The organism is Nitrospinota bacterium, from assembly GCA_009873635.1.
GTDB lineage: Bacteria > Nitrospinota > Nitrospinia > Nitrospinales > VA-1 > LS-NOB.
The window spans coordinates 10861-26224 of record WAHY01000024.1 but is presented as its reverse complement, the minus strand read 5'-3'; the positions used below and the strand labels follow the sequence as shown (position 1 = coordinate 26224).

13 protein-coding genes are annotated in these 15364 nt (G+C 42.0%); 5 read left to right on the top strand and 8 right to left on the bottom strand.

Annotated features, from left to right (window positions below; genetic code table 11):
• A partial coding sequence (locus F3741_11165; protein MZG31339.1) for an MBL fold metallo-hydrolase occupies positions 1-385 on the bottom strand: 385 nt, incomplete at its 3' end.
• A gap of 200 nt (positions 386-585) precedes the next feature.
• On the opposite strand from F3741_11165, the gene F3741_11160 reads away from it, so the two are divergent.
• Positions 586-1122, top strand: coding sequence for a hypothetical protein (locus F3741_11160; GenBank protein MZG31338.1), 537 nt, complete (start codon positions 586-588; stop codon positions 1120-1122).
• Positions 1123-1166: 44 nt separating this feature from the next.
• Here F3741_11160 and F3741_11155 read toward each other — a convergent pair whose 3' ends face one another.
• Positions 1167-2363, bottom strand: a complete 1197-nt coding sequence (locus tag F3741_11155; protein ID MZG31337.1) for a hypothetical protein — start codon at positions 2361-2363, stop codon at positions 1167-1169.
• A gap of 10 nt (positions 2364-2373) precedes the next feature.
• Positions 2374-3132, bottom strand: coding sequence for an alpha/beta hydrolase (locus tag F3741_11150; protein MZG31336.1), 759 nt, complete (start codon positions 3130-3132; stop codon positions 2374-2376).
• A 220-nt stretch (positions 3133-3352) separates the two neighbouring features.
• Here F3741_11150 and F3741_11145 point away from each other — a divergent pair, with 220 nt between their 5' ends.
• Together F3741_11145 and F3741_11140 are read left to right on the top strand one after the other, a co-directional pair.
• Complete coding sequence (locus tag F3741_11145) at positions 3353-5611, top strand: aconitate hydratase (GenBank protein MZG31335.1); 2259 nt, start codon at positions 3353-3355, stop codon at positions 5609-5611.
• A gap of 295 nt (positions 5612-5906) precedes the next feature.
• The gene (locus F3741_11140) at positions 5907-8543 is read left to right on the top strand and encodes a hypothetical protein (GenBank protein MZG31334.1); all 2637 of its coding nucleotides are present in this window, start codon (positions 5907-5909) and stop codon (positions 8541-8543) included.
• A 220-nt stretch (positions 8544-8763) separates the two neighbouring features.
• Here the strand turns inward: F3741_11140 and F3741_11135 are convergent, their stop codons facing one another.
• Together F3741_11135 and F3741_11130 are read right to left on the bottom strand one after the other, a co-directional pair.
• The gene (locus F3741_11135; GenBank protein MZG31333.1) at positions 8764-9837 is read right to left on the bottom strand and encodes a M48 family metalloprotease; all 1074 of its coding nucleotides are present in this window, start codon (positions 9835-9837) and stop codon (positions 8764-8766) included.
• A gap of 143 nt (positions 9838-9980) precedes the next feature.
• Entirely contained in the window at positions 9981-10649 is a 669-nt protein-coding gene (locus F3741_11130) for a tetratricopeptide repeat protein (protein ID MZG31332.1), read from the bottom strand.
• 170 nt (positions 10650-10819) lie between these two features.
• On the opposite strand from F3741_11130, the gene F3741_11125 reads away from it, so the two are divergent.
• The gene (locus F3741_11125; GenBank protein MZG31331.1) at positions 10820-11833 is read left to right on the top strand and encodes an NAD(P)-dependent glycerol-3-phosphate dehydrogenase; all 1014 of its coding nucleotides are present in this window, start codon (positions 10820-10822) and stop codon (positions 11831-11833) included.
• Positions 11830-12594 carry a nickel pincer cofactor biosynthesis protein LarB gene (gene larB, locus F3741_11120; protein MZG31330.1) on the top strand — a complete coding sequence of 255 codons (765 nt, stop codon included), beginning with the start codon at positions 11830-11832 and terminating at the stop codon, positions 12592-12594. The genes F3741_11125 and larB overlap by 4 nt, the downstream gene beginning before the upstream one ends.
• Here the strand turns inward: larB and F3741_11115 are convergent.
• The 3 genes from F3741_11115 to F3741_11105 form a co-directional block, all read right to left on the bottom strand.
• A complete protein-coding gene (locus F3741_11115) occupies positions 12566-13555 on the bottom strand; it encodes an NAD-dependent epimerase/dehydratase family protein (GenBank protein ID MZG31329.1) in 990 nt (329 codons plus the stop codon). The two genes, larB and F3741_11115, sit on opposite strands and share 29 nt — an antisense overlap.
• Before the next feature lie 11 nt (positions 13556-13566).
• The gene (gene tsaD, locus F3741_11110) at positions 13567-14586 is read right to left on the bottom strand and encodes a tRNA (adenosine(37)-N6)-threonylcarbamoyltransferase complex transferase subunit TsaD (protein ID MZG31328.1); all 1020 of its coding nucleotides are present in this window, start codon (positions 14584-14586) and stop codon (positions 13567-13569) included.
• A 50-nt stretch (positions 14587-14636) separates the two neighbouring features.
• The coding region (locus F3741_11105; protein MZG31327.1) for a peptidase S41 at positions 14637-15364 on the bottom strand (728 nt) is incomplete at its 5' end.

Here is a 15364-nt window from a genome sequence, read left to right as displayed (position 1 = left end):
GATTCAAAGAAGGTGTGGGAGTTAGAGTTAACCCCTTGATCTCCAGTGTTTTAAAATCTTCCACCACGATCACATTTTTGAATTCCAGTTCGCTTAAAACCTCAAGCAGAATCTCATCACGGGGAGCCAGAACCACTGCGTCTGGAGCCAATATGCCGGAATCGTCAGCAAGATAAGCCAGGGTGCGGATGTCAAAATGATCCTGGTGCCGGTGAGAAATATTTAAAACATCCACTTTGGGCATTTTTGATCTATCAAGATCTATACTCGGACACTGGATATTGCATTCTTCCCACAAATAATCAAAAAATACAGGATCCGTCAGTACAGTGGTATCGCGGGATTGAATAAGCAGACAAGCGTGAGAAATCAGGGTAACATTCATAAGGCGAAATTCTTTTCTTACCAGTGTTTTAACCGTTAAGCGTAACCGAACCGAACCAATAACTCAACTGGTTTAATGAACTGAGACTAATTGAACCTTTTTTATTCCCGCAGCATCATAAATGCGGTGGGCTTGACAACAGTGACTAACTCACACAAAATAACTTTTTTAACTTTGAGAACAGAATAATTATGGATGAAATGGATCAAACGGTAAGTTTTCAGGAAGGCAAGGCCTGCCCCTTACCTATTTCCGGACATGGTGGTGGACTTTCATTTTCCCAGAGCGGTGAAATGTTGCTCATCGCGTCGGTTCCGAGTCCCTCAGAAGCTCAAATCAAAGCTTTTGATGGGGAATGGAAGGCGAAACTGGTAGCGGAGTCAGAGTTTCCCTCAATTCCTATTTTCGCGATAGGCAGTGAAGACTGGTTGCTGGAAACCCCTTGCAATCCGGCCCAGCAGGAAAAAGAAGCGCCAGGATTTATCGAAGCATTATTCGCAAAAGAGGAAGTCAATATGGTGGCGATCCTGGTGGACTCTGAAACCAGCATCATCAAGAAAATCACTTATGTACCGCTGGACGAAATGTTCATTGAGCGTCTGGCGCTTTCGTGGAACCCATATAGAACGGCTGGGGATGAATATACCAAGACTTATACTGATGAGAATTTCACCGAAAAAATCAATGAAATCTTCAAAATGAAAACGTCTCAGGACCTCTGGCGCACTTCCTGGTAGAAAAATCACTTAACTCATATCCATTAAGATAACTTATACGGGAGTTACTGGCTCTCATATTCCGTCTCATCAAGATCCTCCTCTTCTTCAATTTCTTCTATATCTTCAATATCCTCGAATTCTTCTTCGTCCTCCTCTTCTTCTTCAATCTCTTCTTCACGCTCAAATTCAGGATACTCCAACTGCTGCAGATGTTCAGGTTCTGCCAGCAATTCAAATCCTTCTTCAGTGGTATCATTTTCTTCGATATATAGTCGGAGCAGATTTGTCATGCACTCCTCTTCACAAATGGCTCGTATGCCTTCATCTGTGATACCGTTGTTTTCAACCATGAGCACTTGAAGGTTTTGAAACGTTTCTGACTTAACGATCTGAATGAATCCCTGGTCTCCAATATTGTTACGGTCAAGAGTCAACAGGGTGAGGTTCTTTAAATATTCACTCTCAGCAAGTTGCTTCACACCTTCTACAGTAATTTTGTTCAACTCCAGATAAAGGTGAGTCAGGTTTTTCAAATCTTCGCATTCGGCAATGCATTTACATTCTACGTCGCCTATACGAAGGTTACTGAGATCCAGCTTCTTACCTTCCTCATCCAGCCGTGCGCGAATGAGATTAAATATCTTGAATTCTGCCAGGGCATTGAATCCCTCACCCGTTAAAGCATTGTCAGAAAGATCTATAGTCTGAAGCTTTGAAAGGGTTTTGCTCCTGGATAATGCTTTAGCACCTTCATCGGTGATCTTGTTTTTTCTGAGATCAATAATCTCAAGGTTATCCAGTCCTTTTGCCTCGGCAAGGTATTTTAATCCTTCATCACCAATATGATTTTCAGACAGCATCAGCGCTTCCAGGTTTTTCATATGGGTGGACTCAGCCAAATAGCGTGCGCCTTCTGGGCCAATATCATTCCAGGCCAACCTTAAAGATTTAAGATTGGGAAGTTTTTCAGATTCGGCAAAATATTTGATGCCTTCATCTCCTATTTTATTCTTGTATAATTTCAGAGATTCAAGGTTGGGCAGGTGATCAGATTCTGCAATAGCCTGAGCTGAAACAGCAGTGAGTTTTTTACCGCTGACTGTCAATCTCCTGAGCTGTTTAATGGATCTAGACTTCGCAAACGCCTGCAAAGCGGCGTCATTAACTTTTTCATAACTGAAGTCTAGAGTCTCATAGTCCCGGCTCAGTTTAAATCCGTTACGTATGATACCTTCAATATTGTAAAATTTTTTCAAAATGCACTCCCTGTCACAAAATATCAAAAAACTGCTTTAAAGTTGTAAAGTACGAACCTTCTGATGCCATCATCATATCGTTGTGCCCAACACCTTCCAGAATTTCCAGATGCTTCTTTTTTGATCCGGCATTGTCATAATTCAGCCTGGCCTCATGAGGTGAAATCAAAAAATCATCGGAACCATGCATTATCAGCAGAGGGCACTTCACCGAACGGATCTTTTCGCTGTTATTAAACAGTGCGTCCTCTTCCGGAGTGGTTTTTTCTATTTTCAGCCCCCTTCTTTCAACCAAAGGAATCGGGTCTGCATACCCGCTTTCCAGAACACAGCCTGTCACATCCGAACGCCTGGAACACAGTTCAAGCGTTGGAGCACTTCCCAAAGACCTTCCCATGACGCAAACTTTGTTCTTGAGTTTACCGGTAGATTTCAACAGGTCAAAAATTTTATGGGCATCTTCAAGACAAGACCTGAGAGTAGGAATCCCCGTACTTCTTCCATAACCTCGAAAATCGGCGACAATCAGCTCCACTCCCAATGAATTAAAATGTTGGGCCAGGTCATCGTAGTCCGACACAATTTCACCATTACCATGAAAAAACAATAAACTAAGGCGGGCATCAGCTGATGGATGCCTGCGAATATGCACAGTTGTCTCGTTTTCGACCTCGACCTGAATTTCTTCAGAATCTCGCGGAGTCTGAGCGGTATCTTTCCTGGGAAAAAACAGATTTGCGTTAAATGCCTGTGAATCAAAAATTGAATACATAAATTAAACTCGCAACAAGTATTAGCTAAATCTAATAGTATTTAAATAATTTAATAAATAAAGCTGGCGAATCTGTATTTTGAAAAAAATTGAAATCCGATCCAATCCATGCCAAAATATGCGCCTCAAAAAGTGGCTTTCTTAATATGAAATTTTGACCGGGCAACTTCTTTGCCTGGTTCTATATTTGTAACCCTATCTCAATAAAAGGTGAAGTCTAATGTTAATGGAATTAGCTCCAATTGAAAAGCTGTTTAAGTCTTACGCAAGCATTTGTGATGCTGCACGTAAAAATTTGGGCCGTGATTTAACCATAGTAGAAAAAATTCTTTACACTCATATGAGCCTCGATACGGACTATTCTAAACTAGAGCGAGGTGTTTCCAATATTTTTCTTAGTCCGGACCGTGTAGCCATGCAGGATGCAACTGCGCAAATGGCCATCCTTCAATTCATGTCTGCTAAAATGCCAAAGGTTGCTGTTCCGACTACTGTACACTGCGATCATCTGATCCAGGCTTATACAGGTGCCATGGCAGACCTTAAAGCTGCAGAAGAAACTAATAAAGAAGTCTATGACTTTTTGAAATCCGCCGCCATGAAATATGGCATGGGATTCTGGAAACCCGGTTCGGGGATTATCCATCAAGTGGTTTATGAGAACTATGCTTGCCCCGGTACTATGATGATTGGAACTGACTCTCACACTCCAAACGCTGGCGGAATGGGTACCATTGCAATTGGTGTGGGTGGTGCTGACGCTGTAGATGTTATGACTGGACAACCTTTCATGACAAAAATGCCACAACTTGTTGGAATTAAGCTAACGGGAAAACTGAACGGCTGGACCGCATCCAAAGATGTCATTCTTAAAGTGGCAACCATGCTGACAGTTAAAGGTGGAACCGGTAAAATTTTAGAGTATTTTGGTGAAGGTGCAAGAAGCATGAGTGCAACCAGTAAAGGTACGGTTACAAATATGGGTGCTGAAATTGGCGCAACCACCTCAACTTTTGGCTATGACGAAATGATGGATCCTTATCTTCGTGCTACCGATCGTGGGCCTATTGCTGATTTATGTAAAGAGTATGCCGAGCATTTGCGTTCTGATCCATCAGTTGAAGCAGACCCTGAAAAATACTACGATGAGTACTATGAAATTGATCTGAATACTCTTGAGCCGCACATTGTTGGACCTCATACACCGGATCTTGGTCGTCCTGTTTCAGCAATGAGCTCTGAAGTGGATGAGAAAGGTTACCCTGCTGATCTTTCTGCTGCTTTGATCGGCTCCTGCACCAACTCCAGCTATGAAGACATGACCCGTTCGGTCAGTCTGGTCCGCCAGGCCAAAGCGGCTGGACTCAAGGCAAAGTCCAACCTGATGGTGACACCGGGCTCTGAAACCATTTATCAGACCATTAAACGAGACGGTATATTGCAGGAGTTTGAAGATGTTGGCGGCACTGTCCTGGCTAATGCCTGTGGCCCCTGTATCGGTCAGTGGAAACGGGATGATATCCAGAAAGGTGACAAAAACAGCATTCTCACCTCTTACAACCGTAATTTCGCCAAGCGTAACGATGGCAACCCCGAAACACTGGGATTCATCAGCAGCCCCGAGTTGGTTGTTGCTATGGCATTTGGCGGTTCGATGAAGTTCAATCCTTTGACCGACACGTTGAAAGACAAAGACGGCAACGATTTCAAATTTGAGCCACCATCGGGTGAGGTTCTACCTTCTAATGGGTACACACCTCAGGATGCTGGTTATGAAGCGCCGAGCATGTCTGGGGAAGTTATTATAAGCCCAACCAGTGAACGCCTCGCGTTCCTTGAGCCGTTCCCGAAACAGGATCCGGTCGCGGATTATACAGATCTTCCGGTATTGTTTAAAGCAAGTGGGAAATGTACAACTGACCATATTTCTCAGGCAGGTCCGTGGTTGAAGTTCCGCGGTCATCTGGACAACATCAGTAACAACATGTTCCTCGGTGCTACAAACGCATTCCACTCCGAAACAGGAAAAGGTAATAATCCTGTAACAGGAGAGGAAAACCAGGAGCTCAATAAAATAGCCCGTAACCTGAAAGATTCTGGACTGGGTTGGGTAGCATTTGGTCAGGAGAATGTTGGTGAAGGCTCCAGTCGTGAACATGCGGCCATGGAACCCCGCCATATGGGATGTCGAGCATTTGTAGCCAACTCCTACGCACGTATCTTTGAAGCGAACCTGAAGAAGCAGGCTGTCCTGCCCTTTACTTTTGCGGATACTTCGGATTATGACAAGATTCAGCCCAAAGACAGAATCACCTGTGAAGGACTGGATCAGTTGGCCCCCGGCAAACCGGTCACACTGACTGTCAAACATGAAGACGGTTCGAGCGACTCCATCCAGGTGAACCACACTCTCAATGAAAAAGAGATCAACTGGTTCAAATCTGGATCATGCCTCAATTTCGTCGGATCACAAAAGTAGCAATAAACTGAAAAACAAAACCCCCGTGCTGTATCAGCACGGGGGTTTTTTCTTTTATTTAGTCTATACTGCGGCTCACAAATTCCTTAGCCTTATTCCTTCGTTCTTACCCTTAGCACATCTCTAAAAATTTCAAAAGTTATATATAAAGATTTAATATTTTTTGTCGAAAATTACCCTAGGGACAAGTATGCCTTGAGTTAATCAGGCACTGACTGTGGGGCAATCCATAGTCTTACTAAAGTTATATATATTAAAAGTTTAACTTTTTTACAGATCAAAAAAGCTCGTATAAATGAAGCAGAATCAAACGATTAAAAAAAACTACAATAAGATTATCACCCTGCTACTTTTGTGTTTTGTAGCTGTAATGATGACTAGGGGAAACCTTGTCCCCTGGTCATTTGAAAGTGACAGGGGTATATCCCAAACTAAGTCTTTTGAAAAGTTGCTTAAAGCTGAAAAAAGATCCTTTGATTCTAAGAATGTTTTTGCTTTTGATCCTGAGTGGGAGAATGTGAGCCCTTTTATTAAAGGTAGGGATGGTTTTTCTTTAAGAGTGAACATTGGTGGCAAGACCCGTATCGTTTTTCCTCCTTTTTTAAACTCCAGATCACCTATAAAAATCAGGACAAGAAATAAAACGGTTAAACAGTATTTAATATCTGAAGGAACTTATAGAGGTGAGCTTGTTGGGCGTTACCTTGTTTATAAGGGAAAGGGTAAAGATATTCTTTACCGCTATGATACGGATAGTAATCAATTAAGAGAATTTGTTTATTTGCCTAGAAAAGATTCACTCAATACCGATGGAGAAGTCATCCGCTGGAGATTCGTGGGTGTGAATCTTTCTTTAGAAGATAATGACGATGTTCGTCTTATTGATTCCAGAAATCCTTCAGCTGAACTTTCCAAGATTTCGGATAACGGACTACAAACTCGAATCAGCAGATTTTTAAAAAAACGAAACCAGCAGCTTAATAAAGGAACTATTGAGAAGACCCTTTTTGTAATTCCTCGACCGGAATATGTAGATGGTAACCTCGAAACATTAACTAGGGGTATTCATTACCAAGTTTCTAATAATGAGTTAAAATTAATGATCAACCTAGATATGGACTTTGATTTTCCTCTTTGGGTAGACCCCTCTCTAAGAGCCGATGCCGATGCTGATGTCATTCTTGACGGGCAAAGTGCAGGTGATAGCTTTGGTTTTTCTGTCGCCTCAGCTGGCGACTTCAATGGTGATGGTATCGACGATATAATTGTTGGCGCGTGGAATGATGACAATAGTTCTGCGAGTGATTCCGGCAGTGCCTTTATTTTCTTTGGTGGTGTTAATGGCACCAAGCGTGCTGATGCTGATGCAGATGTGATTTTAAATGGACAAAGTGCGGGTGATAGTTTTGGTGTTTCAGTGGCCTCAGCTGGAGATTTTAATGGTGATGGTAAGGACGACGTAATAATCGGTGCGCCCTTGGATGACAACAATTTTTCAAGTAATTCAGGCAGTGCGTTTATTTTCTTTGGTGGTATTTCTGGCACCAAGCGTGCTGATGCTGATGCAGATGTGATTTTGAATGGACAAAGTGCTGGCGATGAATTTGGTCACTCTGTCGCCTCATCTGGAGATTTTAATGATGATGGTAAGGACGATGTTATTATTGGTGCCCATAAAGATGACAATAACTCAGCAAGTGATTCGGGCAGTGCCTTTATTTTCTTTGGTGGTATTACTGGAACTAAACGTGCCGATGCTGATGCCAATATAATTCTAAATGGACAAAGTGCTGGCGATGAATTTGGGCGTGATGTGGCCTCAGCTGGAGATTTTAATGGTGACGGCAAGAGCGATGTGATTGTTGGCGCTAGATTAGATGATAATAATTCTACAAGTAATTCAGGCAGTGCCTTCATTTTTTTTGGTGGTTTTACTGGAACTAAACGTGCCGATGCTGATGCAGATGTGATTTTAAATGGACAAAGTGATGACGATCGTTTTGGTGGATTAGTTTCATCAGCAGGTGATTTTAATGGTGATGGCAAGGGAGATGTCATTATTGGTGCCCCTGCAGATGATAATAATGCACAAAGTGATTCCGGCAGTGCCTTTATTTTCTATGGTGGTATAACTGGAACCAAGCGCTCTGATGCCGATGCTGACGTAATTCTAGATGGGCAAAGTGCTGGAGACGGGTTTGCTACGTCTTTTGAGGGGAGTACAGGTTTTCACTCACAACCAATTGCAGCAGGTGATTTTAATGGTGATGGAACCAGCGATGTGATTGTTGGAGCTTATTTAGATGACAATAATTCTGCAACTGATTCTGGTAGTGCATTTATATTCTTTGGGAGCGGTATATCATTTTCCATTATCCACGCCGCTAATACTAGAGACAGCACCCGTCTAGCTATATCTCCGTACGCTCAGGCTGTACCCAATGAAAGTTATACCTTCATTGGCGTAAGTCATCCTTCACTTGACACCGCATCCACTGAAATTGGTGCTGTCCTAGAAGTCATTGGTATGACAACCACTGTAAATAATGCTGCCGGAAGAGCCATTGTATTTACTATTGGTGCAGGAGAAACTCACCGTTTTTTTGTTGTCAATCAAAGTCATCCTTCCATTAATAGCTTAAATAAAGAATTCCAAAGTAGCATCAATTCAAATGCACATTTAATTCCAACTGTTGATTCGGCTCAGTTCGGTTCTATCAGAGTAACTACCCTGGACCCGAATCCAAACACAGCTGTAGTTGTAAATAGTAAAAATACCTATAAAAACCTTGCGCAGCTTTCTATGTGGGGTGTTATATATCATGAGGCAACTGGCGCCGGGTTCACCATGGAGTTCATAGGTGATATGCAGGATTCATCTGTTGGGGGAGATATTCATGATTTAATCACTGCCGGAAGAGGGATTAATTAATGAAATAAGATTATTTTTTTATAAAATATTTAACTATTATTAAGTTTTATCCATCCTTTCTTTTTACCGCTTCGCCAGGTTATGTGAGCCCAGTCGCCCTTCCACTTTATAAGTTTGACCCGGGTTCCCTGCTTTAACCGGTTGCAAATTTCACCTTCAGGCTTAAGGTGTACGGTATGCGATTTCTCCAGATAAATTTCTTCCAACTCAGCAACCAGTATTATCTACGACGCAGTGGCAAGTTATCACTCTTTCTGGCATCAACAGTTTTTGGTCTAATATTGAGTATTTTGTCTTTTTTAAACTTTCCGCTTCGCACAATCTTTAATAATTCACCAGGTTTGGGTTGGCTAGACTCTTTCCTTCCATTCAAAACGGCAATGTCCAGATCTTTACGTTTGTTCCCCAACTCTTTCTCCGCTATGCTCTGAAAAGTGTCTCCCTTTTTCACTTCATAGATATCAATATATTGAGGCTTGTAACGTTTTTGATCTATACTGCTCTTTTGACCTGCGTATTTCAGACCGCGAATCTTGTTCAAATATCGCTCTCGAAAGCTTTTATTATTGTCCGCACCACTACTCATCCGCCCTGCCAGGAGGGAAGCCTTGACAATTCTGTCACGCGTATCAGGATGCGTCGCCTGGAAAGAATGATAAGATTGGCCAGACATGATCTCTTTACGTCTCAAACTTCTTAAAAAGCCTGACATTCCATAGGGGTTGTAGCCTGCTTCCTTGCTGTTCAATATCCCATGCTCATCAGATTCGATTTCCGCCTCTCTGCCATAACCCATGAGTATCTGCTGAGACATAGCAGTGCTGACAGCCAGCCATTGTCCGGCATTCTTCGGGCTGGCAATCGCTCCTCCCAAAGATAAAATTTGTGAACCTATGCTACGTACCATTTGTTTAGCGCCATGGTGAAAAATTATATGTCCAATTTCATGTCCTAAAACTCCTGCCAGTTCAGCTTCACTGTTTACCAAAGACATCAGCCCAAGAGTTACGTATACATAACCCCCGGGTAAAGCGAAGGCATTTATCTCGGAACTGTCTACAATACGAAAGTAAAAACGTGGGAAAACCTTGTCGGAAAGCCTGGAAACCAGATTTTGGCCAATTCTATTTACATATAACTGAAGCTCTTTATCCTGGTAAATTCCATACTGTCTGGAAACTTCCACATCCGCACCTTTCCCCATAGCTATTTCTGTTTCCAGACTGATAAACGGCACGGAAAGGGAGTCAATTGGAAAAAATAAAGCAACAAATACCAGAATAGGAAGAAGAATAGATATTAAAGTTTTTGGTATTTTTTGCATAATAGTAGCAGAGCAATTCTGCTGGCTACTGGAAATAGTTTGTTTTCATCCAGAGACATTCATCCAAACTTAACAAACTTTTACTCATTCCACTACGAGTGGGCTGTTAATACTCAAGCGGAAAGCTGTTTGATACGGCTTTCGACTCTATCCATTTGAGGGTTATCGGAGAATTTGATCTGCATTTCTCGTAAAATAAGCAATGCATTAGATACATCATTATTCAGTTCATGGCATCTTGAAAGACTCCAGTAGACATCAAACAGGGGGAAAGTTGTATTGGAATCAATAACCGATTTAAACAGACCAATGGCCTTTTTATAGTCTTTTCTGGATTCATAGCTATGAGCCAAACCAACTTTAGCCATCTGGTAATTAACTTCCTCTGGGGAAGAATTACTCACAACCATTGAATAAAGCTTCTCAGCTTTTTCATATTCATTGTTTTGAAAGTAAAGATCGCCCAGCAATAGAGATGCCCGCTCTTTTTGCAGGCTGTCTCCCATCTTTTCCCAAATAGCCTCTGCATCCGCAGTTGAGCCATCAGCTTTATCAGAAATTTTTACTATTTCAAAATAGAAGGCTTCTTCTCTCATTGTCTGCGTTTCTTGATAATATTTAAAACCTAAAACAGAAAAGCCCACAATGATTATGGCTGAAATTACACCAATAACGGTCGAACTGTTATCCGTAAAGAAAAGCAAGGCTTTTTCAGAGCTGGATAAAAACTGATCGGGTTCTTTTAATAAGTCTTTTCGGCTGACTTTAAGACGTTTTGCCATTAGGAAAACCTTAATAAGATAGGAAAATATCCAAGAGTTACTGTTAAATTCTGTAATGCAATAATTATTTTATTTAATCATAAAGGTAATCTCCAGACAAGCCATTTCTCCAAGCATTGCAATCCCCAATTGGTTATAATGCAGTCGTATTTTTCGAGGGTCTTGAAAAAATGTATGAAAAAATTTCCATATTAGGTGCAGGAAGTTGGGGGACGGCATTAGCGATTCACTTGGCGGGTAAATTCCGCGAAATATCCCTATGGGTGTATGAACAGGATTTATGTGAAACGATAACTCGTACTCGCGATAACTCATGGTTTTTACCGGGTCATCCTTTAGCCTCAAATATCCATCCCACTTCCTCTCTTGAAAAAGCGGTCGAAGGCCATTCCCTGATTCTCCTGGTGGTACCTACTCATGTGATCAGGCAAACACTTACCCAGATAAAGCCATTTGTTGAGAAAGATTGTCTTGTTATCAGCGCAAGCAAAGGAATTGAAAACGAGACACTACTCACCGGGCATCAGATAATTCAGGATGTTTTAGGCACCAATACAGCTACCATTTCCGGCCCTACTTTTGCCAAGGAAGTGGCACAAGGAATTCCCTCTGCATTATTGGCTTCAGCAGAAGATCTTATGACCGCTAAGCAGGTCCAAAAAATTTTTACCAACGATAAAATGAAAGTTTTTGCTAACGATGACTTGATAGGAGTGGAGATTGGTGGCGCACTGAAAAATGTTATCGCTATAGCCACAGGAATTTCTGATGGACTTGGCCTGGGATATAATACCAGGGCAGCTCTCATCACTCGCGGACTGGTTGAAATCAGCAGGATCGGAACGGAGCTCGGAGCCAGACCAGAAACATTTTATGGAATGAGCGGCCTGGGAGATCTGGTTCTCACCTGCACGGGTGACTTGAGTCGCAATCGCCAACTAGGCATGCGACTAGGTGAAGGAAAAACACTGAAGGAAATTACTGAGAGTATGAAAATGGTCGCTGAAGGAGTTTTAACTGTAAAATCGGCTCACTCACTGATAAGCAAATTTAAAGTTCAAGCGTCGATTATGGAAGAAACCTATCATGTCCTTCATGAAAACAAGCCTCCCAGCCAGGCTTTAAAGGACTTAATGAATGTTGAAATATCTACTGAATTTGCCGGCATAAAAGGTTTGAAATGAATACCCGGAATTTAAAAAAACTATTAAATGAACTTCACGACCAAAAAGTAACTCCGCAACAAGCTTTAAAAAAGCTTGAGACCCTGCCATTCGAGAACCTGGGCTTTGCAAAAATTGACCATCATCGTGGTTTGCGAAGCGGTATGCCAGAAGTTATATATTGTCAGGGAAAAACCGCTCCACAGATAAAAAAAATTATCCAAAGCATGAATCGTGCGGGACATTCTATTCTTGCCACACGGTTATCCAAGGAATCTTTTAACAAGCTAAAGTCTTCTCTTCCCAAACTATCTGAGTACAACGAGAGAGCAAAAACTCTGGTCATTGATAAGAACAAGTCTAAAAAAAGACAAGGCTTGATAACTATTATCACGGCTGGAACCTCAGACATCCCTATTGCCGAAGAAGCTTCTGTCACGGCTCGAGCTTTGGGAAGTGAAACTGAAACAATTTTTGATGTAGGGGTAGCAGGAATACATCGCCTGCTCGATAACCTTGAGCAAATTCGTAAAGCGCGAGTGATAGTCGTAGTAGCAGGAATGGAAGGTGCGTTAGCAAGCGTGGTAGGTGGATTAGTAGATCAACCCATCATTGCTGTACCTACGAGTATTGGATATGGGGCATCATTTGGCGGCGTTTCAGCACTTCTTACCATGTTAAACAGTTGTGCGACTGGAATAGCGGTTGTTAACATCGACAACGGATTCGGAGCTGGGTGTATGGCCCACCGCATCAATATTCTGGGGACATCGACTGAATAAGCCGACTCATACCCTCTTGAGGACTTATAACTGGCTCATACCCAAAATCATTTTTAGCCCGGGAAATATTAAAATAATGTGAAGTTGCCAACTGCGAAGCCATAAATCGTGTCATTGGAGGTTCTTTTTTTAAACCCCAAAAACCATATAATGTCTCAAATATGAAGCCTAATATTGATGCCAAATCGTAAGATATTTTATGCTTTACAGGAGGTCGCCCTGTATTTTTCAACAATTCATCAATCCAGTCCCACAACTTAACGGGTTCTCCATCGCTGACAAAATAAACCCTGCCAGCTGTAGGTTTTCCCACACCCAGGGCTTCACACGCTTTAAGGTGTGCCGAGACAGCATTATCAATATAGATAATATCAACCTTGTTTTTTCCCGGCCCCACCCTGACCAAACGACCACTATCAGCTTTTGCTAAAATTCTTGGAACCAAATGCGGATCTCCAGGCCCCCAAATAAGATGCGGTCTTATGGAAATCGTGGCCAAGTCCACACTATTAGCTTCAATCACAAGCTTTTCAGCAATCGCTTTTGTTCGGGGATACTCACACAGGTATTTTTCTGGATAGGGAGCAGTTTCATCAACTCCTTCAAGACTGGACTCACCATATACAACACTAGGGGAGCTCGTGTATATCAGCTTTTGTACACCAGATAACAGACAGGCTTTAATTACATTCTGAGTTCCAACTACATTGATACTGTAGAAATCTTCTGCCTTACCCCAAATGCCAGGTAAGGCAGCAGTGTGAAAAACAGTATCCACCCCTGTGAATACTTTTCTGAGGAATTCAAAGTCTCGTATATCGCCTTTGAATGATTTAATATCTTTGGGAAGATGCGAATAGTTATGTCGGCCTACTACAATAACTTCATGGTTATTTTCATGCAGAGCTTCAGCAATCCCACCACCAAGAAAACCACCACCTCCTGTTACCAGAGCTCGCATATTATATTCGATTAATCTACCAATAGGCTGGATTTTGCATCTAGTTTTTTAAAATCGGCCAATGGTTTGTTGTTCCGGGTAAACTTATAATAACCGGCACAAGCAATCATCGCGGCATTATCGGTACAGAATACAGGATCAGGAAAATAAGATTCAAACCCACAGGCTTCGGCTTCCTTTTTAACCGCTTCCCGTAAAGTACCGTTTGCGGCCACTCCGCCTGTAACAACGATTCTTTGTAATTTCTCCTGCCTGCAGGCCTCAATAAGTTTATTGACTAAAACTTCAATAACCGCATCCTGAAATCCCGCTGAAATATCCTCATTTGTCAGAGTTATTTTACTATCCTGTTCCCTTTGGCTCAGAAATGTTCGTACCGACGTTTTTAATCCACTAAAACTAAAATCAAGAGAGCCTTTTTCCAAATATGCCCTTGGGAATTTATGAGCCTTACCATTTCCATTGCGTGCTAATTTTTCAATAGCCGGTCCCCCGGGATAAGGAAGGCCAAGCATTTTTCCAACTTTATCAAAAGACTCTCCAGCAGCATCATCGCGAGTCCTTCCCAAAAGTTTGTACTGACCAAAATCTGAAACTTTATACAGGTCGGTATGACCTCCCGAAACGATAAGTGCTATGAAGGGGAACTCTACTTTTTTTTGCAGGAAAATGGCCAGAAGATGACCTTCTAAATGGTTCACTCCTACCATAGGGATATTCAGCCCATACGAAAGTCCCTTAGCGGTGTTTAAACCGACCAACAGAGAGCCGATCAATCCCGGCCCCATCGTTACTGAAATGAGGTCGATATCCCCAAGTTGCACATCGGCTTTTTTGACGGCATCCCTGACAACCCTATGAATCCTCTCAATATGGGATCGTCCCGCTAATTCTGGAACAATTCCACCATATTCAGAATGAACTTCTATTTGGGTGTTGATTATATTGGATAAAAGCTTATCACCGTCTTTTAAGACAGCAGCAGCAGTTTCATCGCAAGAGGTTTCTATGCCAAGAACGAGCATGAGCAGGTTAGTGATCTAAATATATATGAATAGAGAATCAGAGGAGGAGACTGTTATCAGTTCATACTTATTTGGCTATTTGGTTCCGGGCTGGGAACCCTCAGGTTTTTAAATATTTTTTTCATAATCTCCCAACCTGAAAGCAGTGAAACAGCCTCTTGCAACTGGTTATCTTTCATCAGGTCCTCATTGGTAGTATCTTCAGCAGTTTCTTCATCAATTTTTGTGTCTTCAGCATCACTATCCTGCTCAACATCACCAATACTGGCCTTACCCTTCAAATGTTTCTTCAAGTCTTTTTCACGCAAAAATCTGCGAAGTCGGGTTTTCTCTTTGGGTTCTTCCTCTTCATCTTCTTTTTTTAATTCATCGACAACAGCTCTCTCAATAATAATATCCGGTTCAATACCATTTTCCTGAATAACGCGCCCACTAGGTGTATAGTATCGAGCTGTTGTCAGCCTTAATGCAGAACCATCGCTCAACGGAATTATTGTTTGCACAGAGCCCTTGCCAAAAGTAGGAGTTCCCAGAATAACAGCACGGTTTAAATCCTGCAAAGCACCTGCCACAATTTCTGAGGCACTGGCACTGCCTCCGTTAACCAATATGATCATTGGGTAAGTAACCCCGGCAACCTTATCATGACTGGTGAACCTCATGTTTTGTTCTTCTGAACGACCCTTGGTATAAACAATAAGATTTTCCCTGTTTAAGAACCGATCCGTCACTTCTACGGCCTGATTCAAAAGTCCACCGGGATTGTTCCTTAAGTCAAGAATCA